Origin of the sequence: Hydrogenophaga sp. UC242_50 (assembly GCF_042697355.1) — a bacterium.
Classification (GTDB): domain Bacteria; phylum Pseudomonadota; class Gammaproteobacteria; order Burkholderiales; family Burkholderiaceae_C; genus Hydrogenophaga.
Genome location: NZ_CP170553.1, coordinates 293,701 through 316,621, shown reverse-complemented (window position 1 = coordinate 316,621; position 22,921 = coordinate 293,701). Strand labels below are relative to the sequence as shown.

Sequence of the window (22,921 nt, the reverse complement as noted above, 5' to 3'; positions counted from 1 at the left end):
AGAGACCCTTGGAGACCTTCATGTCACCCACCTCCGCACACAAGATCACCCCGCAGGAAGCGCTGCAGCGCACCATCGAGCACCGCGAGATCTTCCACGACGAGATGCTGCACCTCATGCGCCTGATCATGAGCGGCGAGATGTCGCCGGTCATGATGGCCGCCTTCATCACCGGCCTGCGCGTGAAGAAGGAAACCATCGGTGAGATCACCGCCGCCGCGCAGGTGATGCGCGAGTTCTCCACCAAGGTGCACGTGGCCGACAAGACCCACCTGGTCGACATCGTGGGCACCGGCGGCGACGGCTCGCACACCTTCAACATCTCCACCTGTTCCATGTTCGTGGCCGCCGCGGCCGGCGCGCGCGTGAGCAAACACGGTGGGCGCAGCGTCTCGAGCAAGAGTGGCAGCGCCGACGTGCTGGAGAGCCTGGGCGTCAACATCAACCTGCCGCCCGAGGCCATCGCGCGCTGCATCGAACAGGTCGGCGTGGGCTTCATGTTCGCGCCCAACCACCACCCCGCCATGAAGAACGTGGCCCCGGTGCGGCGCGAGCTCGGCATCAAGACCATCTTCAACATCCTGGGGCCGCTGACCAACCCGGCCTCGGCCCCCAACATCCTCATGGGCGTGTTCCACCCCGATCTGGTGGGCATCCAGGTGCGCGCGCTGCAGCGCCTGGGCGCCGAACACGCCGTGGTGGTGTACGGGCGCGACGGCATGGACGAGGTCTCGCTCGGCGCCGCCACGCTGGTCGGCGAACTCAAGAACGGTGAGATCACCGAATACGAAATCCACCCCGAGGACTTCGGCATGACCATGGCCAGCAGCCGCGCGCTGCGGGTGGAAACGCCCGAGGCCTCGCGCCAGATGCTGATGGGGGTGCTCGAAGGCCGCGACGACCCGGCCTTCAAGGCCGCCAGCGAGATCGTGGCGCTCAACGCCGGTGTGGCGCTGTACGCGGCCAACGTGGTCGCCGACATGGGCGAAGGCATCGCGCTGGCGCGGCGCACGCTCGCCGCCGGCGCGGCGCTGGCGAAACTCGAACAACTCAAGGCCTTCGTGGCCTGATCTGGAACACCGTCATGAGCGACATCCTGCAGAAGATCGTGGCCGTCAAGCACGAGGAAATCGCCGCCGCCCAGCGCAAGAAGCCGCTGGATGCGGTGCGTTTCGATGCCGAGAGCCGCGTGCTCACGCGCGATTTCGAGGGCGCGCTGCGCGCCAAGATCGCCGCCGGCCAGGCGGCCGTGATCGCCGAGGTCAAGAAGGCCAGCCCGAGCAAGGGCGTGTTGCGCGAAGACTTCATTCCCGCCGACATCGCGCAAAGCTACGCCGAAGGCGATGGCCAGGTGAGCGCGGCCTGCCTGTCGGTGCTGACCGACCGCCAGTTCTTCCAGGGCAGCCCCGATTTCCTCAAGCAGGCCCGCGCCAGCTGCGACCTGCCCGTGCTGCGCAAGGACTTCATGGTCGACCCCTACCAGGTCTATGAGGCCCGCGCCATGGGCGCCGACGCCATCCTGCTGATCGCCGCCTGCCTGGACGACGCCCGCATGGCCGAGCTCGAGGCCGTGGCCCTGGGCCTGAACATGGCCGTGCTGGTCGAGGTGCACGACCGCGCCGAACTGGAGCGCGCGCTGCGGCTCAAGACCCGCCTGGTCGGCATCAACAACCGCAACCTGCGCACCTTCGAGGTGACGCTGCGGACCACGCTGGACATGCTGCCCGATGTGCCGGCCGACCGCCTGTTGATCACCGAATCGGGCATCCTGGGCCGCGCCGACGTGCAGACCATGCGCGCGGCGGGGGTCAACGCCTTCCTGGTGGGCGAGGCTTTCATGCGCGCGCCCGAGCCCGGGCTGGCGCTGGCCGAGCTGTTCAACTGAGGTGGCGATGCAAGCCGGTTTCGACTGGGACGGGCCCGCGGTGACCCCCCATCTGTTGTCGGCCCAGCCGGCCGACTGGCCGGTGCAGCCGGGTTGGGCCGGTCTGGTGGACCATTTCTGGGCCTCGTCCCCGGGGCGCGGGTTGCAGGACTTTCTGGCCGAGCGGCTGGCGCAGGGGGCGGTGGTCTACCCGCCCAGGCCGCTGCGGGCCCTTGAACTCAGTGCCCCCGAGGCGGTTCGCGTGGTCATCCTGGGCCAGGACCCGTACCACGGCCCCGGACAGGCTGAAGGGTTGGCCTTTTCCGTGGCGCCCGGCGTCAAGACTCCGCCCAGCCTGCGCAACATGTTCCAGGAGCTGCAGCGCGATCTGGGTACGCCTGTGCCAGCCGACGGCTCGCTGGTGCGCTGGGCCCGGCAGGGTGTCCTGCTGCTCAACACCGGCCTGACGGTGGAGGACGGCCAGCCCGCCAGCCATGCCGGCCGGGGCTGGGAAGCCTTGACCGACGCCGTCATCCAGCACTGCGGCCACACCGGCGACCCCAAGGTGTTTCTGCTCTGGGGCGCCCATGCCCAGAAAAAGACGCCTTTGATCGACGCCCGGCGCCATCTCGTGCTCAGCGCCAACCACCCGTCGCCGCTGTCGGCCCGGCGCGGCCCCGTACCGTTCGTCGGCTGCGGCCATTTCGGGCAGGCCAACGCCTGGCTGGCCGGGCAGGGCCGGGCGCCGATCGCCTGGTGACGGAATGGGCAGCGGGGAGCGGGCGCCAAGTGCCACAAATCCATGGCATAATCGCGGGCTGCGCTATGGAGGGGTGGCCGAGTGGTTAAAGGCAGCAGACTGTAAATCTGCCCGCTTACGCGTACGCTGGTTCGAATCCAGCCTCCTCCACCAGCGATCGATGTGACGTGTTAGCAAATGGGATGTTTCGCCCAGAGGGTCGGTGCCGTGTGGTGCCGGTTAGGTCAGGCGGGAGTAGTTCAATGGTAGAACCCCAGCCTTCCAAGCTGATGACGCGGGTTCGATTCCCGTCTCCCGCTCCATGTCCCGTCGGTGGTTGGATGTGTTTTTGACAGGCGTTTGAGTTTTCAGGGGTGTCCGGTCCGCCGGGTGCCTTTGCCCATGTGGCTCAGTGGTAGAGCACTCCCTTGGTAAGGGAGAGGTCGCGGGTCCGATTCCCGCCATGGGCACCAGTGATATTCCTGCATTGTTCTGGTGTTTCGGCAATTTTGATTTTGGAGCTGAAAAATGGCAAAAGAGAAATTTGAGCGGACCAAGCCGCACGTGAACGTGGGCACGATTGGTCACGTGGACCATGGCAAGACGACGCTGACGGCGGCGATCACGACGGTGCTGGCGGCCAAGTTCGGCGGCGCGGCCAAGGCCTACGACCAGATCGATGCGGCACCGGAAGAGAAGGCGCGCGGCATCACGATCAACACCGCGCACGTGGAATACGAGACGGCCAACCGCCACTACGCCCACGTGGACTGCCCCGGCCACGCCGACTACGTCAAGAACATGATCACCGGTGCCGCCCAGATGGACGGCGCCATTCTGGTGTGCTCGGCCGCTGACGGCCCGATGCCCCAGACCCGCGAGCACATCCTGCTGGCGCGCCAGGTGGGCGTGCCTTACATCATCGTGTTCCTGAACAAGTGCGACATGGTCGACGACGCCGAGCTGCTCGAGCTGGTCGAGATGGAAGTGCGCGAGCTGCTGGACAAGTACGACTTCCCGGGCGACGCCACCCCCATCATCCACGGCTCGGCCAAACTCGCCCTGGAAGGCGACAAGGGCAAGCTGGGCGAAGAAGCCATCATGAAGCTGGCTGACGCGCTGGACACCTACATCCCCACGCCCGAGCGCGCGGTGGACGGTGCCTTCCTGATGCCGGTGGAAGACGTGTTCTCCATCTCGGGCCGCGGCACCGTGGTGACGGGCCGTATCGAGCGCGGCATCATCAAGGTCGGCGAAGAAATCGAGATCGTGGGCATCTCCGCCACGCAGAAGACGACCTGCACGGGCGTGGAGATGTTCCGCAAGCTGCTGGACCAGGGCCAGGCGGGCGACAACGTGGGTATCCTGCTGCGCGGCACCAAGCGCGAAGACGTGCAGCGCGGCCAGGTGCTGTGCAAGCCCGGCTCGATCAAGCCGCACACGCACTTCACGGGTGAGGTGTACGTGCTGTCCAAGGACGAAGGTGGCCGTCACACGCCGTTCTTCAACAACTACCGTCCGCAGTTCTATTTCCGCACGACCGACGTGACCGGCTCGATCGAGCTGCCCGAAGGCAAGGAAATGGTGATGCCGGGTGACAACGTGTCGATCACGGTCAAGCTGATCGCCCCGATCGCCATGGAAGAAGGCCTGCGCTTTGCCATCCGCGAAGGCGGCCGCACCGTCGGCGCCGGCGTCGTCGCAAAAATCATCGCGTAAGAAAAGCCCTTTGTGGGGCAGAAGCCAGTAGGGGTATAGCTCAATTGGCAGAGCGTCGGTCTCCAAAACCGAAGGTTGTAGGTTCGATTCCTACTGCCCCTGCCACCCGACAGGATGTCGCCGGAACCTGAAGCCAGGAACCTGAATCCACCCTGTTGAGTGGTTAACAAGCCCACCGAAGTCGTGAAGACCTCTGGTGGGCTTGCGTGTCTCAAGCTTTCGGGTTTTGGACGCGCCTTTTGATACGAATTGTCTGGATCCTCATCGCCACTTCCGAAGTTCAAACCGTCCACACCGGCGCCGACAAGGCCAAGCTGGCGGCGGCGATCGCGCTGTTGCTGGGCTCGTTCGTGGCGTTCTACCTGCTGTCCTCGCGCGGTGCGCTGGCGCAATGGGGTGCGCTGATCGTGCTGCTGGGCGCGGCCGTGGTGGTGTTCGCGGTGTCCGAGTCGGGCAAGCAGCTGATCGCCTTCGGCCGTGACGCCTGGCGTGAGGTCAAGAAGGTGGTCTGGCCGGCGCGCAAGGAGGCCATCCAGATGACGGCCTATGTGTTCGCGTTCGTGTTCGTGATGGCCCTGTTCCTGTGGCTGACCGACAAGACCGTCGAATGGCTGTTTTACGACCTGATCCTGGGCTGGAGGAAATGATGACCGAGCAACACAGTCCCGTGGCCGCTGAAGGCATGCGCTGGTACGTGGTCCATGCCTACTCCGGCATGGAAAAGGCGGCCGAGCGCAACATCGTCGAGCGCATCAACCGCGCCGGCATGCAAGACAAGTTTGGCCGCATCCTGGTCCCCACCGAAGAAGTGGTGGAGATGAAGAACGGCCAGAAGCGCACCACCGAGCGCAAGTTCTTCCCCGGCTACGTGCTGGTGGAAATGGTGATGGACGACGACACCTGGCACCTGGTGAAGCACACCAACAAGGTGACCGGTTTCGTGGGTGGCGCGAAGAACCGCCCGGCGCCGATCTCCGAGGAAGACGTTCAGAAGATCGTCAACCAGATGCAGGAAGGCACCGACAAGCCGCGCCACAAGGTCGAGTTCGTGGTCGGCGAGTACGTGCGCGTCAAGGAAGGTCCGTTCACCGACTTCAACGGCACCGTCGAAGAAGTCAACTACGAGAAGAACAAGATGCGCGTGTCGGTGACCATCTTCGGTCGTGCCACGCCGGTGGAGCTGGAATTCAGCCAGGTCGAAAAGACCTGAATCTTTCGTGGCACAGGCGGGTCGGCCCGACGCCTGTGCCATTGTTTCTTTCCCGGGTCCCCAACCGCGAGGAGGTTGTCTTGATGGCAACCGTCTGCACTCGCAGGAGCTAAAAAATGGCGAAAAAAATCGTCGGCTTCATCAAGCTGCAAGTGCCAGCTGGTAAGGCCAACCCCTCTCCCCCGATCGGTCCGGCGCTGGGTCAGCGCGGCCTGAACATCATGGAGTTCTGCAAGGCGTTCAACGCCCAGACCCAGGGCGTCGAGCCCGGTCTGCCGCTGCCCGTGGTGATCACGGCCTTCGCGGACAAGAGCTTCACCTTCATCATCAAGACGCCGCCCGCGACGACCCTGATCAAGAAGGCCATCAAGCTGGACAAGGGCTCCTCGGTGCCCAACAAGAACAAGGTCGGCAAGATCACCCGGGCCCAGCTCGAAGAGATCGCCAAGACCAAGATGAAGGACATGACCGCTGCCGATGTGGACGCTGCTGTGCGCACCATCGCCGGTTCGGCTCGCTCGATGGGCGTGATTGTGGAGGGCGTGTAAATGGCCAAGCTGACCAAAAAACAGAAAGCCTTCGAAGGCAAGGTCGACAGCAACAAGCTGTACAGCCTGACCGACGCCCTGGCGATCATCAAGGAATGCGCGAACGCCAAGTTCGATGAGTCCATCGACGTGGCGATCCAGCTGGGCGTGGATGCCAAGAAGTCGGACCAGGTGGTGCGTGGCGCCGTCGTGATGCCCAACGGCACCGGCAAGACCAAGCGCGTGGCCGTGTTCGCCCAAGGCGCCAAGGCCGAAGAAGCCAAGGCCGCCGGTGCCGACATCGTCGGCATGGACGACCTCGCCGCCGACATCAAGGCCGGCAACATGAACTTCGACGTGGTCATCGCCTCGCCGGACGCCATGCGCATCGTCGGTACCCTGGGTCAGGTGCTGGGCCCGCGCGGCCTGATGCCCAACCCCAAGGTCGGCACCGTGACGCCCGATGTGGCACAAGCCGTGCGCAACGCCAAGGCGGGCCAGGTGCAGTTCCGCGTCGACAAGGCCGGCATCGTGCACGGCACGATCGGCCGCCGCTCGTTCGACGCCGACAAGCTCCAGGGCAACCTGGTGGCGCTGCTCGACGCGCTGACCAAGGCCAAGCCCGCCACCAGCAAGGGTGTGTACCTGCGCAAGGTGGCGGTGTCGTCGACGATGGGTGTGGGCGTCCGCGTGGACACCCAGTCCATCTCGGCGTAATCGCAAGAAATTCGGGCCCTTCGGGGCCTGGGTGTGGTGGGCCCCGGGCTGGCGAAAGCCGATCCGGGGGCCATCCAAGACCGTTGGTGCTGGTGCAAGCCGGCTTAATTGTGACAAGCCAACGCAGATGGCGATCCCGCTGCAGATGGAATCCGTTCCGAAACAGTTGAATCGCTGCAATGAGGCGTGCCCCAGGTCTTGAAGGACCGAGGGCACATTTAAGGAGTAGACCTTGAGTCTGAATCGCAGTGAGAAAGAAGCGGTCATTTCCGAAGTGACCAGCCTCGCCGCAAAAGCTCAAACGCTCGTGATGGCGGAATACCGTGGCATCACGGTCGCGAACATGGACAAACTGCGCGTGACAGCCCGCAGCAATGGTGTGAGCCTGAGTGTGTTGAAGAACACCCTGGCCCGCCGTGCGGTGGCTGGCAGCCCGTTTGAAGTGGCCGCTGACCAGATGACCGGCCCGCTGATCTATGGCTTCTCTGAAGACGCTGTGGCCGCCGCGAAGGTGGTGGCCGATTTCGCGAAAACCAACGACAAGCTGGTGATCCGCGGCGGTGTGTACGGAGGCAAGGCCCTGGACGTCAACGGCGTGAAGACGCTTGCCAGCATTCCTTCGAAGGAAGTCCTGTTGGCGCAGCTGTGTGGCTTGCTGATGTCGCCCATTTCGCGCACGGCCGTGGTGCTGGGCGCGCTGGCGGCCAAAAAAGGCGAAGGCGCTGCCGCACCGGCAGCCGAAGAAGCGGCTGCTGCCTGAGTGGCGCGGCACTTTCATTCAAACCAATTGTTAGGAAATCAAAATGGCATTCGATAAAGACGCATTTTTGACCGCGCTGGACAGCATGACGGTCATGGAACTCAACGAACTGGTGAAAGCCATCGAAGAGAAGTTTGGTGTGAGCGCTGCCGCCATGGCCGCTCCTGCTGCCGGCGGCGCTGGCGGTGGTGCTGCCGCAGCCGCTGAAGAGAAGACCGAATTCAACGTCGTGCTGGTCGAAGCCGGCGCGAACAAGGTCTCCGTCATCAAGGCCGTGCGCGAAATCACCGGCCTGGGCCTCAAGGAAGCCAAGGACCTGGTCGACGGCGCACCGAAGAACGTCAAGGAAGCGATCGCCAAGGCCGACGCCGAAGCCGCTGTCAAGAAGCTGGTGGAAGCCGGCGCCAAGGCCGAGCTGAAGTAATTCGCCCGGTTTCAGGGGCTGGAGTGCTCGACAAGGGCCTCCAGCCTTTGGTGCTTTCAGAGCACACCCAAAAGCCCGTCTCACGAAACGGCTTTTGAGTGTTTTGTTGAAACACCGCTAAGCAGATTTTTCGAGTCTTCTTAGCAGTGTTTTCTGACCCCGACTGCAGAAAACGACTTGGTTCGGGCCTGTGTGCAATGCACAGGCCGTCCGCCAATGGTTGGTAGAGGCCAGCCACCAAGAAAGCCACCAGGAATCCGTCCCTGGTAGGCAAGACAGTCGCCGCAGACCTCAAGCCCGGAGATCTCATGGCCTCAGCATCGAAATACTCATACACCGAACGCAAGCGCATCCGCAAGAGCTTTGGTACCCGCGAAAACGTCCTCGCGATTCCTTACCTCCTGCAAATGCAGAAGGACGCGTACACCGCGTTCCTGCAAGCCGACAGCGCACCGAAGAAACGCACCAACGAAGGCCTGCAGGCCGCGTTCGAGGCCGCTTTCCCCATCGTCTCCCACAACGGTTTCGTGGAGATGAAGTTCGTCGAGTACAACCTGGCCAAGCCCGCGTTCGACGTGCGCGAATGCCAGACCCGCGGCCTGACCTTCGCGTCCGCCGTGCGTGCTCGCGTCCAGCTGATCATCTATGACCGCGAGTCCTCGACCGCGCAATCCAAGGTGATCAAGGAAGTGAAGGAGCAAGAGGTCTACATGGGCGAAGTGCCCCTGATGACCGAGAAGGGCTCCTTCATCATCAACGGCACCGAGCGCGTGATCGTGTCTCAGTTGCACCGTTCGCCGGGTGTGTTCTTCGAACACGACAAGGGCAAGACGCACAGCTCGGGCAAGCTGCTGTTCTCCGCTCGCATCATTCCGTACCGCGGCTCCTGGCTCGACTTCGAATTCGATCCGAAGGACGTGCTGTTCTTCCGCGTCGACCGTCGCCGCAAGATGCCGGTCACCATCCTGCTCAAGGCCATCGGCCTGACGCCGGAAGCCATCCTGGCCAACTTCTTCGTCAACGACCACTTCCGCCTGATGGACAGCGGCGCGCAGATGGCCTTCGTGCCCGAGCGCCTGCGCGGTGAAGTGGCGCGTTTCGACATCACCGACAAGAGCGGCAAGGTCGTGGTCGCCAAGGACAAGCGCATCACCGTGCGCCACACCCGCGAACTCGAGCAGTCGGGCACCACGCACATCAGCGTGCCGGAAGATTTCATGATCGGCCGCGTCGTGGCGCGCAACATCGTGGACACCGACACCGGCGAGATCATCGCCAAGGCCAACGAAGAGCTGACCGAAGCGCTGCTGAAGAAGCTGCGCACCGCCGGCGTGCAGGACCTGCAGTGCCTGTACACCAACGAACTCGATCAGGGCGCCTACATCTCGCAGACCCTGCGCATCGACGAAACCGCCGACGAGTTCGCCGCGCGCGTGGCATCTACCGCATGATGCGCCCCGGCGAGCCGCCGACCGAAGACGCCGTGCAGGCCCTGTTCCACCGCCTGTTCTACAACCCGGACACGTACGACCTGTCGCGCGTGGGCCGCATGAAGTTCAACGCCCGCGTGGGCCGCGACGAATCCACCGGCCCCATGGTGCTGTCCAACGACGACATCCTGGCCGTGGTCAAGATCCTGGTGGACCTGCGCAACGGCCGTGGCGAAGTCGATGACATCGACCATCTGGGCAACCGCCGCGTGCGCTGCGTCGGCGAACTGGCCGAAAACCAGTACCGCACCGGCCTGGCCCGCATCGAGAAGGCCGTGAAGGAACGCCTCGGCCAGGCCGAGCAAGAGCCGCTGATGCCGCACGACCTGATCAACTCCAAGCCGATTTCCGCGGCGCTTAAGGAGTTCTTCGGTGCGTCGCAGCTGTCGCAGTTCATGGACCAGACCAACCCGCTCGCCGAGATCACGCACAAGCGCCGCGTCTCGGCCCTGGGCCCGGGCGGTCTGACCCGCGAACGCGCCGGCTTCGAAGTGCGCGACGTGCACGTGACCCACTACGGCCGCGTCTGCCCGATCGAAACGCCGGAAGGCCCGAACATCGGTCTGATCAACTCGCTGGCCCTGTACGCGCGCCTGAACGAATACGGCTTCATCGAAACGCCGTACCGCCGCGTGATCGATGGCAAGGTGACGAACCAGATCGACTACCTGTCGGCCATCGAAGAAGGCAAGTACGTCATCGCCCAGGCCAACGCCGCGCTCGACGCCGAAGGCCGCCTGACCGGTGACCTGATCTCCGCGCGTGAAAAGGGTGAATCGATCCTGACGCCGGCCGACACCATCCAGTACATGGACGTGTCGCCCGCGCAGATCGTCTCCGTGGCCGCCTCGCTGGTGCCGTTCCTCGAGCACGACGATGCGAACCGCGCGCTGATGGGCGCCAACATGTCGCGCCAGGCCGTGCCCGTGCTGCGTCCCGAGAAGCCCCTGGTGGGCACCGGCATCGAGCGCGTGGCCGCGATCGACTCCGGCACCGTCGTCACCGCCAAGCGCGGCGGCGTGGTCGACTACGTGGACGCGACCCGCATCGTGATCCGCGTGAACGACGCTGAAGCCGTGGCCGGTGAAGTGGGTGTGGACATCTACAACCTCATCAAGTACCAGCGCTCCAACCAGAACACCAACATCCACCAGCGTCCCATCGTCAAGAAGGGCGACAAGCTGGCCTCGGGTGACGTGATCGCCGACGGCGCGTCGACCGACCTGGGTGAGATCTCGATCGGGCAGAACATGCTGATCGCCTTCATGCCCTGGAACGGCTACAACTTCGAAGATTCGATCCTGATCTCCGAACGCGTGGTCGCCGACGACCGCTACACCTCGATCCACATCGAGGAACTGGTGGTCATGGCGCGCGACACCAAGCTGGGCGCGGAAGAAATCACCCGCGACATCCCCAACCTGGCCGAGCAGCAGCTCAACCGCCTGGACGACTCCGGCATCATCTACGTGGGCGCCGAAGTGCTGCCCGGCGACGTGCTGGTGGGCAAGGTCACGCCCAAGGGCGAGACCACGCTGACGCCCGAAGAGAAGCTGCTGCGCGCGATCTTCGGCGAGAAGGCCTCCGACGTGAAGGACACCTCGCTGCGCGTGGATCAGGGCTCGCAAGGCACCGTGATCGACGTGCAGGTGTTCACCCGCGAGGGCATCACGCGCGACAAGCGCGCCCAGCAGATCATCGACGACGAACTCAAGCGCTTCCGCCTGGACCTCAACGACCAGCTGCGCATCGTGGAAGCCGACGCCTTCGACCGGATCGAGAAGCTGCTGACCGGCAAGATCGCCAACGGTGGCCCGAAGAAGCTGTCCAAGGGCACGACCATCGACAAGGCCTACCTGGACGACGTCGAGAAGTACCACTGGTTCGACATCCGCCCGGCCGACGAGACCGTGGCCGCCCAGCTCGAGTCCATCAAGAACTCGATGGAGCAGACGCGCCACAGCTTCGACCTCGCGTTCGAAGAGAAGCGCAAGAAGCTCACGCAGGGCGACGAGCTGCCCGCTGGCGTGCTCAAGATGGTCAAGGTCTACCTGGCCGTCAAGCGCCGCCTGCAGCCGGGTGACAAGATGGCCGGCCGCCACGGCAACAAGGGCGTGGTCTCCAAGATCGTGCCCGTGGAGGACATGCCTCACATGGCCGACGGCACCCCCCGCCGACATCGTGCTCAACCCGCTGGGCGTGCCTTCGCGCATGAACGTGGGCCAGGTGCTCGAAGTCCACCTGGGCTGGGCCGCCAAGGGCCTGGGCCAGCGCATCGGCGACATGCTGCAAGCCGAGGCCAAGGTGGCCGAGCTGCGCAAGTTCCTCGAGACCGTCTACAACTCGGCTGGCAAGAAGGAAACCCTGGCCGCGCTGAGCGATGCCGAGGTGATCGAGATGGCCGAGAACCTGCAGACCGGCGTGCCGTTCGCCACCCCGGTGTTCGACGGTGCCTCGGAAGACGAGATCCGCGCGATGCTCAAGCTGGCCTACCCGGACGACATCGCTCAACTCAAGGGCCTGACCGAGACCCGCACCCAGGCGCAGCTGTACGACGGCCGCACGGGTGACGCCTTCGAGCGCAAGACCACCGTGGGCTACATGCACTTCCTGAAGCTGCACCACTTGGTCGACGACAAGATGCACGCCCGTTCCACCGGCCCGTACTCGCTCGTGACCCAGCAGCCGCTGGGCGGCAAGGCGGAGTTCGGGGGCCAGCGCTTCGGCGAAATGGAAGTGTGGGCGCTGGAAGCCTACGGCGCTTCGTACATCCTGCAGGAAATGCTCACCGTCAAGTCCGACGACGTGCAAGGCCGCACCAAGGTGTACGAATCCATCGTCAAGGGCGAGCACACGATCGACGCGGGCATGCCCGAGTCGTTCAACGTGCTGGTCAAGGAAATCCGCTCGCTCGGTATCGACATCGAGCTGGAACGTTCCTGATTCACCGAACTTAAGGAAAGCAACCCATGAAATCTTTGCTCGACCTGTTCAAGCAGTTCACGCCCGACGAGCACTTCGATGCGATCCGCATCGGCCTGGCCTCGCCGGAAAAAATCCGCTCGTGGTCCTTCGGTGAAGTCAAGAAGCCCGAGACCATCAACTACCGCACGTTCAAGCCCGAGCGCGACGGCCTGTTCTGCGCCAAGATCTTCGGTCCCATCAAGGACTACGAATGCCTGTGCGGCAAGTACAAGCGCCTCAAGCACCGCGGTGTCATCTGCGAGAAGTGCGGCGTTGAAGTCACGCAGACCAAGGTGCGTCGCGAGCGCATGGGTCACATCGACCTGGCCGCGCCCTGCGCCCACATCTGGTTCCTGAAGTCGCTGCCGTCGCGCCTGGGCCTGATCCTGGACATGACGCTGCGCGACATCGAACGCGTGCTGTACTTCGAAGCGTATGTGATCGTCGATCCGGGCATGACCCCGCTGAAGAAGTTCGCGATCATGAGCGAGGACGACTACGACGCCAAGCGCAAGGAATTCGGCGACGAATTCATCGCCAAGATGGGCGCCGAGGGCATCAAGGAACTGCTGCAGGCGATCGACCTCGACATCGAGATCGAGAAGCTGCGCAACGACCTGACCGGCTCCGAACTCAAGATCAAGAAGAACGCCAAGCGCCTGAAGGTGCTGGAAGCCTTCAAGAAGTCCGGCATCAAGCCCGAGTGGATGGTGCTCGACGTGCTGCCCGTGCTGCCGCCGGACCTGCGTCCGCTGGTGCCGCTGGACGGCGGCCGCTTCGCGACCTCCGACCTGAACGACCTGTACCGCCGCGTCATCAACCGCAACAGCCGCCTGCGCCGCCTGCTCGAACTCAAGGCGCCCGAGATCATCGCGCGCAACGAGAAGCGCATGCTGCAGGAAGCCGTGGACTCGCTGCTGGACAACGGCCGCCGTGGCAAGGCCATGACGGGCGCCAACAAGCGCGCGCTGAAGTCGCTGGCAGACATGATCAAGGGCAAGAGCGGCCGCTTCCGCCAGAACTTGCTGGGCAAGCGCGTCGACTACTCGGGCCGTTCGGTCATCGTGGTCGGCCCCACGCTCAAGCTGCACCAGTGCGGCCTGCCCAAGCTGATGGCGCTCGAACTGTTCAAGCCTTTCATCTTCTCGCGCCTGGAAGCCATGGGCATCGCGACCACCATCAAGGCCGCGAAGAAGGAAGTGGAAGCCGGCACGCCGGTGGTGTGGGACATCCTGGAAGAGGTGATCAAGGAACACCCGGTGATGCTCAACCGCGCACCGACGCTGCACCGCCTGGGCATCCAGGCGTTCGAGCCGATCCTGATCGAAGGCAAGGCGATCCAGCTGCACCCGCTGGTCTGCGCGGCCTTCAACGCCGACTTCGACGGTGACCAGATGGCCGTTCACGTGCCGCTGTCCGTGGAAGCCCAGCTCGAAGCCCGCACGCTGATGCTGGCCTCGAACAACATCCTGTTCCCGGCCAACGGCGAACCCTCCATCGTGCCGTCGCAAGACGTGGTGCTGGGTCTGTACTACGCCACCCGCGAGCGCATCAACGCCAAGGGCGAAGGCATGTACTTCGCCGACCTGGCCGAGCTGCAGCGCGCGCTGGACAACGGTGTGGTCGAGATCACCTCGAAGATTGCCGTGCGCCTGACCCAGCACACGCTGGACAAGGCCAGCGGCGAATTCGTGGCCTCCACCTCGCTGGTGGACACCACGGTCGGTCGTGCGCTGCTGTCCGAGATCCTGCCGCGTGGCCTGCCCTTCGAGGTGCTGAACAAGGCGCTGAAGAAGAAGGAAATCTCGCGCCTGATCAACACCTCGTTCCGCAAGTGCGGTCTGAAGGAAACCGTCGTGTTCGCCGACAAGCTGCTCCAGAACGGTTTCCGTCTGGCCACGCGCGCCGGCATCTCGATCGCCGTGGACGACATGCTGGTGCCCAAGGAAAAGCCGGCCATCATCGACCGCGCCGAAAACGAGGTGAAGGAAATCGCCCAGCAGTACGCCTCCGGTCTGGTGACCGCGGGCGAGCGCTACAACAAGGTGGTGGACATCTGGGGCAAGGCCGGTGACGAGATCTCCAAGGTCATGATGGCCCAGCTGGCCAAGCAGAAGACCACCGACCGCAGCGGCAAGGAAGTGGACCAGGAGTCGTTCAACTCCATCTACATGATGGCCGACTCGGGCGCCCGCGGTTCCGCGGCGCAGATCCGCCAGCTGGCCGGCATGCGCGGCCTGATGGCCAAGCCTGACGGCTCGATCATTGAGACCCCCATCACGGCGAACTTCCGTGAAGGCCTCAACGTGTTGCAGTACTTCATCTCCACCCACGGCGCCCGAAAGGGTCTGGCCGACACGGCGCTGAAGACGGCCAACTCCGGCTACCTCACTCGCCGTCTGGTGGATGTGACGCAGGATCTGGTGGTCAACCAGCAGGATTGCGGCACGTCCAATGGCACGCTGATGCGCGCCATCGTCGAGGGCGGTGAAGTGATCGAGTCGCTGCGCGACCGCATCCTGGGCCGCACCACGGCCGAGGAGGTGATCCACCCGGAAACGCGCCAGATGCTGGTGCCCGCCGGCGAGATGCTCGACGAAGACCTGCTCGACGTGCTCGAAGCCGCCGCGGTGGACGAAGTGAAGGTGCGCACCGCGCTGACCTGCGAAACCCGCTTCGGCATCTGCGCCAAGTGCTACGGCCGCGACCTGGGCCGCGGTGGCCTGGTCAACATCGGCGAAGCGGTCGGCGTGATCGCCGCGCAGTCGATCGGCGAACCCGGCACGCAGCTGACCATGCGCACCTTCCACATCGGTGGTGCAGCGTCGCGCGCGGCGGTGGCCTCCAGCGTGGAAGCCAAGTCCAGCGGCGTGATCGGCTTCAACGCCACCATGCGCTACGTGACCAACACCAAGGGTGAGCTGGTCGTGATCGCGCGTTCGGGCGAGATCGTCATTCACGACGAACACGGCCGTGAGCGCGAGCGCCACAAGGTGCCTTACGGTGCGATCCTGTCGGTCAAGGCCGACCAGACCATCAAGGCCGGTGCGATCCTGGCCAACTGGGATCCGCTGACGCGCCCGATCATCACGGAATTCGCCGGTCAGGTGAAGTTCGAGAACGTCGAGGAAGGCCTCACCGTGCGCCAAGCAGGTGGACGATGTCACCGGCCTGTCCACCCTGGTGGTGATCGATCCGAAGCGCCGCGGCGTCGCCAAGGTGGTCCGTCCGCAGGTCAAGCTGATCGACGGCTCGGGCAACGAGGTGAAGATCCCCGGCACCGACCACTCGGTGACCATCGGCTTCCAGATCGGTTCGCTGATCCAGGTGCGCGACGGCCAGGACGTGGGCCCCGGCGAAGTGCTGGCGCGCATCCCGGTCGAAGGCCAGAAGACGCGAGACATCACCGGCGGTCTGCCGCGGGTGGCCGAGCTGTTCGAAGCCCGCAGCCCGAAGGACAAGGGCATGCTGGCCGAGATGACCGGCACCGTGTCGTTCGGCAAGGAGACCAAAGGCAAGGTTCGCCTGCAGATCACCGATCCCGAAGGCAAGGTGTGGGACGACCTCATCCCCAAGGAAAAGAACATCCTGGTGCACGAAGGCCAGGTGGTCAACAAGGGCGAGAGCGTGGTGGACGGCCCGGCCGATCCGCAAGACATCCTGCGCCTGCTGGGCATGGAAGAGCTGGCCCGCTACATCGTCGACGAAGTGCAGGACGTCTACCGCCTGCAGGGCGTGAAGATCAACGACAAGCACATCGAGGTGATCGTTCGCCAGATGCTGCGCCGTGTGGTCGTCGACAGCGTGGGTGATTCCAGCTACATCGCCGGTGAACAGGTCGAGCGCTCGGAAATCCTCAACACCAACGACGCGCTGCGTGCCGATGGCAAGCTGCCGGCGGTGTACAGCAACATCCTGCTGGGCATCACCAAGGCCTCGCTGTCCACCGACTCGTTCATCTCGGCCGCTTCCTTCCAGGAAACCACCCGGGTGCTGACCGAAGCGGCCATCATGGGCAAGCGCGACGAACTGCGTGGTCTGAAGGAAAACGTGATCGTGGGTCGTCTGATCCCGGCCGGTACCGGCATGGCCTACCACGAGGCGCGCAAGGTCAAGGAGAAGATGGACGACGAAGAACGCCGTGCCATCGCCGAAGCCGACGCGATCTCGCTGGCTGCCGACCAGGCCGATCAGGCCGACGCATCGAGCACCCACGACGCCGAGTAAGCAAGCCCACCCCTGCGGCGCTATGCGCCGCCCCCTCAAGGGGGCAACACCTGCGGCCCGGCAAAGCCGGTTCCGCGGTGTTTCTGGACAGGGGCACTTTCGCCTTCGAGCCAACAGAAGCCCCCGGTCATCCGACCGGGGGCTTTTTTCATGGCGCGCGCGCAGGCACGGGTGATGCCCTGCGGGGTATATTGGCCGCGCTTGCCGCACGGCAGGCGGTTCAACACCAACAACAAGGAGTTCCAAACATGTCCGTCTCGCTGTGGGTCTTCCTGGCCGTGGGCCTGGTGCTGTTCTTCTGGGCCGTGGGTGCCTACAACCGGCTGGTGCGCCTGAAAAACGCGATCGCCAACGCGTTTCGCCAGATCGACGTGCAGCTCAAGCGGCGTTACGACCTGATTCCCAACCTGGTGGAGGTGGCGCGCCGCTACCTGGCCCACGAAGCCCAGACGCTGGAGGCGGTGATCGCGGCGCGCAACCAGGCGCGCACGGCCGAGCAGACGGCGGCCGGCAGCCCGCTCAACGCCGGGGCGCTCGGCGCCCTGGCCGGGGCCGAACAGGCTCTGGGCGGCGCGCTGGGCAAGCTGTTCGCGGTGGTCGAGGACTACCCCGATCTCAAGGCCGACCAGAACATGCGCGAGCTCAGCGAGGAGCTCACCAGCACCGAGAACCGCGTCGGTTTCGCGCGCCAGGCCTACAACGACCACGTGCTCGAGTTCAACGACGCCGCCGCCCAGTTCCCCACGCTGCTCATTGCGCGGCTGTTCGGCTTCCAGCCTTTGACCATGCTGGCGTCCACCACGAGCGAAGCCGAACGCGAGGCCCTGCGCATCCAGCTGTAATGCGCTTCTTCGAATTCCAGCGCGACGCCCGGGGTGAGACCCGGCGCCTGCTGTTCGCGTTCGGCCTCACCGTGCTGTTGCTGCTGGTGGCGGTGAACGCCGCGCTGGCCCTGGCCTGGGGCCTGAGCTGGGGATTCTGGATGCCCGGCGAACTGCGCTTCCCCCGCTATTTCTTCTCCGTCAACACCGGGGTCACGCTGCTCTTCGTGCTGGGGGGCTGGTGGGTGGAGACCTCCCGCCTGGCCGACGGCGGCGGGGCGCGCCTGGCCGAGCAGATGGGGGCGCGGCCCGCGCAGCCTTCGGGCGACCTCGACGAACAGCGCTTCTGCAACATCGTCGACGAAATGGCGATTTCATCGGGCCTGAAACGGCCGCAGGCCATGGTGCTGGCGCGCGACCAAGGCATCAACGCCTTCGCGGCCGGCTGGGACGAGAACGACGCGGTGGTGGCCGTGACCCAGGGCGCGCTCGACCACCTGACCCGAGACGAACTGCAGGGCCTGGTGGCGCACGAGTTCAGCCACATCGGTGAAGGCGATACGCGCCTGAACATGCGGCTGGTCGGCATGGTGTTCGGGCTGGAGATGCTGTTTCGCATGGGCCAGGACCTGGCCGAGCTCGACAGCCGGGACCGGCGCTGGATCACGGCCCTGATCGGCCTCGCCATCATGGCCGCAGGCTGGCTGGGCTGGCTCGCCGGCCACGCGTTGCAGGCCGCCGTCTCGCGCCAGCGCGAGTACCTGGCCGACGCGCGCGCCGTGCAATGGACGCGCAGCCGCGACGGCCTGGGTGGCGTGCTGCGCAAGGTGCTGAGCCAGCAGCGCGAAGGGGTGGTGCCGCGCCAGGTGGGCTCGATGGTGCAGCACATGCTGCTGGTGGCGAACGCGGGCGGCAAGACCGAGCACTGGCTCGACTCGCACCCGCCGCTGGCCCAACGCATCCGCCGCATCTATGGCCGTGACATGGGGCCGCTGCCCCTGCTGAGAGAGGACGAACCCGCCACCCCGTCCCGCGCTGTGTGACACTCGCGGTCTTCGCTTTGTCTGCGCTTGCCACGGAACCTGCCTTGACCGCTCCGGCCCCCCCGACCTCCACCGCTCCCGGCCTCCAGGGTCCCACCCTGCGCACCCAGTTGCGCCACACCGCGGGCTGCGTGCTCGCGGTCGAGCAGGGGCGTTCGCTGAGCGAGGTGCTGCCCGAGCTGGTGCCCGCGCTGCGGCCGGGCGTGCAGGCGCTCACTTTCCACGCCTTGCGCCACCTCGGGACGGCGCGCGCCCTGGTGAACCAGTTGGTGGAGCGCAAGCCGGCGCCACCGGTGCAGGCCCTGATGTCCAGCGCGGTGGCCTTGCTGCTGGACGCGACCGACGAACATGCCCCGCGTTACCCGGCGCACACGGTGGTGAACCAGGCGGTGGAAGCCGCCCGCCAGGACCGCCGCACCGAGCGCCAGGCGGCGTTCGTCAACGCCTGCCTGCGCCGCTTCCTGCGCGAGCGCGAGGCGCTGCTGGCGCATGTGGCGGCCGACCCGGTTGCGCGCTGGAACCACCCGTTGTGGTGGATCGAGCGCCTGCAGCGCGACCACCCCGAGCACTGGCGCGCCATCCTGGAGGCCAACAACCAGCCCGGCCCCATGGCCTTGCGCGTGAACTGCCGCCGCGTGGAGCGCGCCGCCTACCAGCAGGCCCTGGAAGCCATCGGCCTCACCGCCACCCCCACGGGCAGCGATGGCCTGGTGCTGGACGCCCCGCAGCCGGTCGAGCGCCTGCCCGGTTTTGCCCAGGGCCATTGTTCGGTGCAGGACGCCGCCGCCCAGATGGCGGCCGACCAGTTGCTCGAAGGCCGGACCTGGACCGCGGCCGACCGCGTGCTCGACGCCTGCGCCGCCCCTGGCGGCAAGACCGCCCATTTGCTCGAACGCGCCGACCTGAACCTGCTGGCGCTCGACGTGGACCCGCGCCGCTGCGAGCGCATCGAAGACACCTTGCAGCGCCTGGGACTGCAAGCCACGGTGCGCAGCGCCGATGCCGCAAAACCCGCCGCCTGGTGGGACGGCCAGCCGTTCGACGCCATCCTGCTCGACGCGCCTTGCACCGCCTCGGGCATCGTGCGCCGCCATCCGGACGTGCGCTGGCTGCGCCGCGCCAGCGACGTGGATGCGCTGGTGCGCACGCAGCGCGGCCTGCTCGAAGCCCTCTGGCCGCTGCTCAAACCCGGTGGCCGGCTGGTCTACGCCACCTGCTCGGTGTTCCGCGCCGAAGGCGACGGGCAGGTCCAGTCGTTCCTTGTGCGCCACACCGACGCGCTTCATCGGCCTTCGCCGGGGCATTTGCTGCCCGGTTCGGCCGCCCCGTCGGGGGAGTTCAACGACAATCCTCCAGGTGGATACGACGGTTTCTTCTATGCCCGCATCGACAAGGCCCTGCCTTGACCGACCGCCCATCGCCACCCGCCGGACCCGCGCCGTGAACCGATGGCGTGGGTTTGTCCTGGGGCTGGCGCTGTCGCTGCTGGCGTTCTGGCCCGCGCACGCCCAGGCCCCGCTGGTGGAGCAGCTCGGTCTGCAGCGCACCCCCGAAGCGCTGTTCCTCTCGGCCCGCATGGAGCTCCAGCCCGCGCCGGTGGTCGAAGACGCCCTGTACAAGGCCGTTCCCCTCTATTTCGTGTGGCATGCCGACGTTTACCGTGCCCGCTGGTACTGGACCGACAAGCGCGTGGCGAGTGCCACGCGCACGCTGCGCCTGGCCTACCAGCCGCTCACCCGGCGCTGGCGCGTGAGCCTGTCCAACGAGACCGCCGCCGCCTCCGGCGGGGCCGGCCTGCAGTACGCCCTGCACCAGAACTTCGACTCCCTCAACGAGGCGCTGGCCGGCGTGGGCCGCGTGGCCCGCTGGAAGCTGGCCGACGCGGCGCGGCTCGAACCCGATGCCGAGCATGAAGTCGAGTTCTCGTTCCGGCTGGATCTGACCCTGCTGCCCCGGCCGTTCCAGATCGGCATGGCAACCAGCCCGAATGGACCGTGGAAGTCCGCCAGACCCTGCCGGTGCCCGGGCGGGCGGAGGCCGACAAGGCCCCGGACCACACGGCCGGCGGCGTTCACGCCGTCGAGCTCACCGGCGAACCCAGCGTGCGCGAGCCCACGCGCTAGCGGCCATGTCCAGCGTGCGCGGCCCGCGCGGCCAGGACCCCATCGTGACCCCGGTCCACACCACCGCCCCCAAGACCAAGCCCGCCGCTGTGCGCTGGGCCATCGGCGCCGGACTGGTGTTCATGACCGGCGTGGGCATGGTGCTGCTGTTCCTGCTCACCCTGCCACCAACAACCGCGCGTTCTACGAGCAGAACTTCAACTGGCTGGTCGGCATCAACGTGGCGGTGGCGGCCTTCCTGTTGCTCGTCATCCTGTGGCTGGCCCTGCGCCTGGCCCTGCGCCTGAAACGCGGCAAGTTCGGCAGTCGGCTGCTGATCAAGCTCGCCGCCATCATCGGCCTGGTCGGCATCCTGCCGGGTTTGCTGATCTACACCGTGTCCTACCAGTTCGTTTCGCGCTCCATCGAGAGCTGGTTCGACGTGCGCGTGGAATCCGCGCTGGTCGCCGGACTCAACCTCGGGCGCACCACGCTCGACACCTTGACCGCCGACCTCAGCAGCAAGACCCGCGTGGCCGCCGAGGGCCTCTCGCGCGTGCCCAACCCGTCGGCCGTGCTCGCGCTGGAGCGCGTGCGCGAACAGCTCGGCGTGACCGACCTGGTGCTCTGGAGCGCCAACGGCCAGGCCCTGGGCAGCTCGGGCAGCTCGCGCTTCGACATCAACCCCGAGCGCCCCACGCCAGCCCAGCTGCGCAGCGCCCGCAACGCCCGCGTCGTGGCCCAGATCGAGGGCCTGGAGGAGGACGGCAGTGGCGAGATCGAGGCCCTGATCGCGGCCAGCCAACCGCGCATCAAGGTGCTGGCCCTGGTGAGCCCGCCCAACTTCGGTTTCAACGCCGAGCCGCGTTACCTGCAGGTGGTGGCACCGCTGCCCGGTGCGCTGGTGACGGACGCGCTGGCCGTGCAGGTCGCCAACCGCGAGTACCAGGAGCGCGCGCTCACCCGCGAAGGTCTGCGCCGCATGTACATCGGCACGCTCACGCTGGCGCTGTTCCTCGCCGTGTTCGGCGCCGTGCTGCTGGCCGTGCTGCTGGGCAACCAGCTGGTGCGCCCGCTGCTCGTGCTCGCCGAGGGCATGCGCGAAGTGGCGGCCGGCAACCTCGCGCCCAAGACCGCACTGACCTCGCGCGACGAGCTCGCGAGCCTCACGCGCACCTTCGCGCACATGACACAAGACCTCTCGGACGCGCGCGCCGCGGTGCAGCAAAGCATGGAGCAGGTGGACGCCGCGCGCGACAACCTGCAGACCATCCTGGACAACCTCACCGCCGGTGTCGTCGTGCTCGACGAGCAGGGCCGTGTGCGCAGCGTCAACCCCGGCGCGGCGCGCATCCTGCACACGCCGCTGGCCGTGCACATGGGCCAGCCATTGGCCGAGGTGCCGGGACTGGAGACCTTTGGCGGCGGCGTGCTGCAGCAGTTCGAGCGCTTCCTGTCCGACCAGGCGCAACACGAAGGCGGCTACTGGCAGCAGTCCTTCGAGCTCAGCGCGGACGGCACCACGCCCTTCGACGAAGGCATCACCCTCATCGCGCGCGGCGCCCTGCTGCCCAACAACGAACGCCTGCTGGTGTTCGACGACGTCTCGGAAATGGTGTCCGCCCAGCGCGCCAAGGCCTGGGGCGAGGTCGCGCGCCGCCTCGCGCACGAAATCAAGAACCCGCTCACGCCCATCCAGCTCTCGGCCGAGCGCCTGGCCATGAAACTCGACGGCAAGGTACAGCCGCCCGAACAAGCCATTCTCAACAAGTCGGTGAAAACCATCGTCGACCAGGTCGATGCGATGAAGCGCCTGGTCAACGAATTCCGCGACTACGCGCGCCTGCCCGCCGCGCAACTCATGCCGGTCGACCTCAACGCCCTGGTGCGCGACATCGTCGTGCTGTACGACAACGCCGCCGTGCCGGTGCGCCTGGAACTCGCCGACGACCTGCCCAAGGCCATGGCCGACCCGCAGCAGGTGCGGCAGACCTTGCACAACCTGGTGCAGAACGCGCAGGACGCCATGGCCGGCGTGCCCGACGCCCAGGTGCTGCTGCGCACCCGGCGCTCCGACTCCGGCCAGTGGGTGCGCCTGTCGGTGCTCGACGAAGGCCCGGGTTTTGCCGAACACATTCTCAAACGGGCGTTCGAGCCTTACGTCACCACCAAAGTCAAGGGCACCGGCCTGGGCCTTGCGGTGGTCAAGAAAATCATGGACGAACACGGCGGCCGCGTGGATCTGAGCAACCGCATGACCGAAGGCAAGGTGATCGGCGCGCAAGTGTCGTTATCATTCGCAGTTGCAAATTGA

The 22,921-nt window shown here is 65.8% G+C and carries 14 protein-coding genes, 4 tRNA genes and 4 pseudogenes; all 22 read left to right on the top strand.

What is annotated here, in order from left to right:
• Window positions 1-20 precede the first annotated feature (20 nt).
• The 22 genes and pseudogenes from trpD to ACFJGX_RS01485 all read left to right on the top strand — a co-directional run bounded on the left by trpD (window position 21) and on the right by ACFJGX_RS01485 (window position 22,921).
• Entirely contained in the window at window positions 21-1,070 is a 1,050-nt protein-coding gene (gene trpD, locus ACFJGX_RS01590) for an anthranilate phosphoribosyltransferase (protein ID WP_382162676.1), read from the top strand.
• Window positions 1,071-1,084: 14 nt separating this feature from the next.
• On the top strand, window positions 1,085-1,885 hold the full coding sequence (trpC, locus tag ACFJGX_RS01585; RefSeq protein ID WP_382322945.1) for an indole-3-glycerol phosphate synthase TrpC: 801 nt from the start codon (window positions 1,085-1,087) through the stop codon (window positions 1,883-1,885).
• A gap of 7 nt (window positions 1,886-1,892) precedes the next feature.
• Window positions 1,893-2,624 (top strand): uracil-DNA glycosylase, encoded by a 732-nt coding sequence (locus ACFJGX_RS01580; RefSeq protein WP_382322946.1) that lies wholly within the window; start codon window positions 1,893-1,895, stop codon window positions 2,622-2,624.
• A gap of 67 nt (window positions 2,625-2,691) precedes the next feature.
• Window positions 2,692-2,777 (top strand) — tRNA-Tyr (locus ACFJGX_RS01575).
• Between the two features lie 75 nt (window positions 2,778-2,852).
• A tRNA-Gly gene (locus ACFJGX_RS01570) sits at window positions 2,853-2,926 on the top strand.
• Between the two features lie 75 nt (window positions 2,927-3,001).
• Window positions 3,002-3,076: transfer RNA gene (locus tag ACFJGX_RS01565), tRNA-Thr, on the top strand.
• 55 nt (window positions 3,077-3,131) lie between these two features.
• Window positions 3,132-4,322: an elongation factor Tu gene (gene tuf / locus ACFJGX_RS01560; RefSeq protein WP_382162668.1), complete on the top strand. Its 1,191-nt coding sequence runs from the start codon at window positions 3,132-3,134 to the stop codon at window positions 4,320-4,322.
• A 29-nt stretch (window positions 4,323-4,351) separates the two neighbouring features.
• Window positions 4,352-4,427 (top strand) — tRNA-Trp (locus ACFJGX_RS01555).
• Between the two features lie 158 nt (window positions 4,428-4,585).
• Window positions 4,586-4,969, top strand: a complete 384-nt coding sequence (gene secE / locus ACFJGX_RS01550) for a preprotein translocase subunit SecE (protein WP_291121849.1) — start codon at window positions 4,586-4,588, stop codon at window positions 4,967-4,969.
• The gene (nusG, locus tag ACFJGX_RS01545; RefSeq protein ID WP_291121848.1) at window positions 4,966-5,532 is read left to right on the top strand and encodes a transcription termination/antitermination protein NusG; all 567 of its coding nucleotides are present in this window, start codon (window positions 4,966-4,968) and stop codon (window positions 5,530-5,532) included. Before secE ends, nusG begins: the two co-directional genes overlap by 4 nt.
• Window positions 5,533-5,648: 116 nt before the next feature.
• The gene (gene rplK / locus ACFJGX_RS01540; protein WP_137922451.1) at window positions 5,649-6,080 is read left to right on the top strand and encodes a 50S ribosomal protein L11; all 432 of its coding nucleotides are present in this window, start codon (window positions 5,649-5,651) and stop codon (window positions 6,078-6,080) included.
• Window positions 6,081-6,776, top strand: coding sequence for a 50S ribosomal protein L1 (gene rplA / locus ACFJGX_RS01535; RefSeq protein WP_291121847.1), 696 nt, complete (start codon window positions 6,081-6,083; stop codon window positions 6,774-6,776). It begins immediately after the preceding gene.
• A 232-nt stretch (window positions 6,777-7,008) separates the two neighbouring features.
• Complete coding sequence (rplJ, locus tag ACFJGX_RS01530; protein WP_291121846.1) at window positions 7,009-7,536, top strand: 50S ribosomal protein L10; 528 nt, start codon at window positions 7,009-7,011, stop codon at window positions 7,534-7,536.
• A 43-nt stretch (window positions 7,537-7,579) separates the two neighbouring features.
• On the top strand, window positions 7,580-7,960 hold the full coding sequence (gene rplL, locus ACFJGX_RS01525; protein ID WP_291121845.1) for a 50S ribosomal protein L7/L12: 381 nt from the start codon (window positions 7,580-7,582) through the stop codon (window positions 7,958-7,960).
• Window positions 7,961-8,268: 308 nt separating this feature from the next.
• Window positions 8,269-12,393, top strand: a pseudogene (gene rpoB, locus ACFJGX_RS01520) (DNA-directed RNA polymerase subunit beta).
• 26 nt (window positions 12,394-12,419) lie between these two features.
• A pseudogene (gene rpoC, locus ACFJGX_RS01515) lies at window positions 12,420-16,641 on the top strand (DNA-directed RNA polymerase subunit beta').
• A 248-nt stretch (window positions 16,642-16,889) separates the two neighbouring features.
• Complete coding sequence (locus ACFJGX_RS01510) at window positions 16,890-17,483, top strand: LemA family protein (protein WP_382327601.1); 594 nt, start codon at window positions 16,890-16,892, stop codon at window positions 17,481-17,483.
• The gene (locus ACFJGX_RS01505; RefSeq protein ID WP_382322951.1) at window positions 17,483-18,505 is read left to right on the top strand and encodes a M48 family metalloprotease; all 1,023 of its coding nucleotides are present in this window, start codon (window positions 17,483-17,485) and stop codon (window positions 18,503-18,505) included. The genes ACFJGX_RS01510 and ACFJGX_RS01505 overlap by 1 nt, the downstream gene beginning before the upstream one ends.
• Before the next feature lie 44 nt (window positions 18,506-18,549).
• Window positions 18,550-19,911 (top strand): 16S rRNA (cytosine(967)-C(5))-methyltransferase RsmB, encoded by a 1,362-nt coding sequence (gene rsmB / locus ACFJGX_RS01500; protein ID WP_382327599.1) that lies wholly within the window; start codon window positions 18,550-18,552, stop codon window positions 19,909-19,911.
• Window positions 19,883-20,434: pseudogene (locus ACFJGX_RS01495) on the top strand (DUF4390 domain-containing protein); the annotation flags it as partial. The gene rsmB and the pseudogene ACFJGX_RS01495, both read left to right, overlap by 29 nt.
• 65 nt (window positions 20,435-20,499) lie before the next feature.
• Window positions 20,500-20,628, top strand: a complete 129-nt coding sequence (locus tag ACFJGX_RS01490) for a hypothetical protein (protein WP_382327597.1) — start codon at window positions 20,500-20,502, stop codon at window positions 20,626-20,628.
• 5 nt (window positions 20,629-20,633) lie between these two features.
• A pseudogene (locus tag ACFJGX_RS01485) lies at window positions 20,634-22,921 on the top strand (ATP-binding protein).

Excerpts from the sequence above, each read along its gene's own strand:
- trpD (WP_382162676.1), top strand. The coding sequence starts at position 21 with ATGTCACCCACCTCCGCACACAAGATCACCCCGCAGGAAGCGCTGCAG.
- trpC (WP_382322945.1), top strand. The coding sequence starts at position 1,085 with ATGAGCGACATCCTGCAGAAGATCGTGGCCGTCAAGCACGAGGAAATC.
- ACFJGX_RS01580 (WP_382322946.1), top strand. The coding sequence starts at position 1,893 with ATGCAAGCCGGTTTCGACTGGGACGGGCCCGCGGTGACCCCCCATCTG.
- tuf (WP_382162668.1), top strand. The coding sequence starts at position 3,132 with ATGGCAAAAGAGAAATTTGAGCGGACCAAGCCGCACGTGAACGTGGGC.
- nusG (WP_291121848.1), top strand. The coding sequence starts at position 4,966 with ATGATGACCGAGCAACACAGTCCCGTGGCCGCTGAAGGCATGCGCTGG.
- rplK (WP_137922451.1), top strand. The coding sequence starts at position 5,649 with ATGGCGAAAAAAATCGTCGGCTTCATCAAGCTGCAAGTGCCAGCTGGT.
- rplA (WP_291121847.1), top strand. The coding sequence starts at position 6,081 with ATGGCCAAGCTGACCAAAAAACAGAAAGCCTTCGAAGGCAAGGTCGAC.
- rplL (WP_291121845.1), top strand. The coding sequence starts at position 7,580 with ATGGCATTCGATAAAGACGCATTTTTGACCGCGCTGGACAGCATGACG.
- ACFJGX_RS01510 (WP_382327601.1), top strand. The coding sequence starts at position 16,890 with ATGTCCGTCTCGCTGTGGGTCTTCCTGGCCGTGGGCCTGGTGCTGTTC.
- ACFJGX_RS01505 (WP_382322951.1), top strand. The coding sequence starts at position 17,483 with ATGCGCTTCTTCGAATTCCAGCGCGACGCCCGGGGTGAGACCCGGCGC.